Genomic DNA, 2,301 nt, shown 5'->3' with positions numbered 1-2,301 from the left:
GTCAGGGACAGGTGTTCATCTTCCCCGAAAGCTTTGACCTGTTGATTGAGTTTCTCTAATTCTTGACTATTTTGGGCGATTTGTTCGGATAAATTGGCGATAGTCTCGGTTAAAACCTGTTTTTCCTTTTCCCCAGCTTGAATTTGTTCTTTTAATTGCTGGCAGCGCTGCTGGAGATTTTGCCAATGCAGGACTATTTCCCATTGTTGTTTTTCTTGGACTTGGGCCTTGAGTTTTTGGTATTTTTCGGCTTTAATGCGATCGAGTGCTAATTTCTCCAGAGATTTTTGCAATTCTGTGGCAATAATTTGGCAGCGTTCTTCTCTTTCTTTAACCGAATCGATATTCTCCTTAGTTTTCTCAATTTTGCGGTCAAATTCGGCACTCCTGCTAATTCGTCGATAATTTCCCGTCTTTCCTTGGCAATCATGCTGATAATTCTGGTTACGTCCCCCTGTAACACCACGTTATACCCTTCGGGATAGATGCGTAAACGGTTTAATTGGTCGTGAAGTTCGCTAACCGTACAGGGTTCCCCATTGATATAGTAGGTAGAAGTATAGCTGCCACCCTTAGCCACTTTTAAGCGTCGGGAAACCGTCCAATCCCTATCGGTGGCGTCGGGAATATCGGCAACATCAAAAGTCACCGAGACACTCGCTTCGGTACTATGACGTTGACTGTTATAGCTGTGATTGACTAAATCCGGTAATCTTTCGGCCCGCATTCCCTTGGAAGTAGCTAATCCCAAGCAAAATAGCAATGCGTCGAGGATATTCGACTTTCCCGAACCATTTGGACCAGAAACCACCGTAAACCCCGGTAAAAAGGGGATGGGAGTCGTTCCCCCGAAGGATTTGAAGTGTGAGAGTTCGACCTTTTTGATGTAAACCATGGCGATAAGCAAAAATTAGGCAAGCTATCAGCTGTCAGCTTGAATCTATAAGGGATAACTCCGGTTTATCCTTGAAAATATCCTCAGACTTGACCGGAGATGAGTTTGATTAGTTGCGTAGTTTGAGAATTTTATGACAACACCCTTATAGAAAAATATAGCTGATAGCCCCCTTAGATAGCTTGAATCCATTCTTTGACTTGGTACTCTGTCCAGATACCATTTTGCCAGTAGGGGTCCGCTTCGATTAATTCTCGCACTTCCGACTCGCTGGCTGCCTGATAAATTCCGAAAACTTGGCTTAAATCTGCCGTTGGTCCGATAGTAATGAGAATTCCCCGTTCTTTCTGTTGATTTAATCCCTCTAGATGCGCTTGACGATAGGGTGCGCGTTTTTCCAGCACGTTTTCACAATAACTACCCCAGATAACAAATTTCGGCATATTTGACCTGTACTCTCTTGATCTGTTGCTATTTTACGATCGAATCGTCAATCAGACTAAATCGATATAGAAAAGTGGGGGGTACACAGAATCTACATTTTACTATAGCGGTGAGTCCCGATTGAAACGCTGAAACGCCTATCTATTATCTATCGATGGATTTACTATACCTCATTAGACTGAAAAACGCTATATATAGATTAGCTAATCCAGATAGGTTTTCTATTGTATTTAAGTAGGTAGGTGGAATTAAATATAAGATGAACATAGGTTGGGTTGAAGCATGAAACCCAACGCCTAACCATTACCATTTGTCCTCCAAGATTAAGTTAGTATAACAAATACAGTCACTCACTCAAAGTTAATCCGTTCTCGTTCGACAACTAAAGGCCTTTTTAAAATTCTCATGTGCATTAAGCCAATGTATTCCCCAATAATGCCGATAAAAAATAATTGCACCGAAGCGATTAAAAATAGTCCGACAGTAACGGGTGCGGTTCCTAAAGGAAAATAATCCCAGAACAACAATTTGGCGATTAAATAACCTAACGCCACTAGCAGACTCAGCAGAGACAAAGCAAAACCCAAAAATGTAGCAATCCTCAAAGGAACACTAGAATGGCTGGTAATGCCTAACATTGCAGCGTCATAAAGCCTATAAAAATTTCGATAACTACTCTTCCCTTTTTTACGCTGCCGTTGTTTGTACTCAATCTCAGCACTGTCAAAGCCGATCTCTGAAATAATACCTCTTAGGTATGGATAAGGATCGTCAATTTTTTTCAAAACTTCCGTGACCTTTTTATCATAGAGTCCAAAACCTGTAAAATGAGCAGTAGGCTTAATATCCGATAACTGAGTGACAAGAAAGTAATAAAAACTCCGGATACCATACAGTAGAAAATTTTCTTCACTTGAAGTTTTTATTCCTTTGACTATGTGATAGCCCTCTTCCCATTTTTT

4 protein-coding genes are annotated in these 2,301 nt (G+C 40.9%); all 4 read right to left on the bottom strand.

Annotated features, from left to right (window positions below; translation table 11 throughout):
* A partial coding sequence (locus tag PX636_RS02510) for a hypothetical protein (protein WP_288116133.1) occupies positions 1-293 on the bottom strand: 293 nt, incomplete at its 3' end.
* Positions 269-895, bottom strand: coding sequence for an AAA family ATPase (locus PX636_RS02505; protein ID WP_288116131.1), 627 nt, complete (start codon positions 893-895; stop codon positions 269-271). The genes PX636_RS02505 and PX636_RS02510, both read right to left, overlap by 25 nt.
* A 173-nt stretch (positions 896-1,068) precedes the next feature.
* Complete coding sequence (locus PX636_RS02500) at positions 1,069-1,338, bottom strand: YciI family protein (protein WP_002762776.1); 270 nt, start codon at positions 1,336-1,338, stop codon at positions 1,069-1,071.
* Positions 1,339-1,689: 351 nt separating this feature from the next.
* A partial coding sequence (locus tag PX636_RS02495) for a glycosyltransferase family protein (RefSeq protein WP_502882840.1) occupies positions 1,690-2,301 on the bottom strand: 612 nt, incomplete at its 5' end.

This window comes from Microcystis sp. M53598_WE2 (assembly GCF_030067735.1).
Lineage (GTDB): Bacteria > Cyanobacteriota > Cyanobacteriia > Cyanobacteriales > Microcystaceae > Microcystis > Microcystis aeruginosa.
The sequence above is the reverse complement of the archived record's forward strand: the minus strand, read 5'-3'. Positions and strand labels throughout refer to the sequence as shown.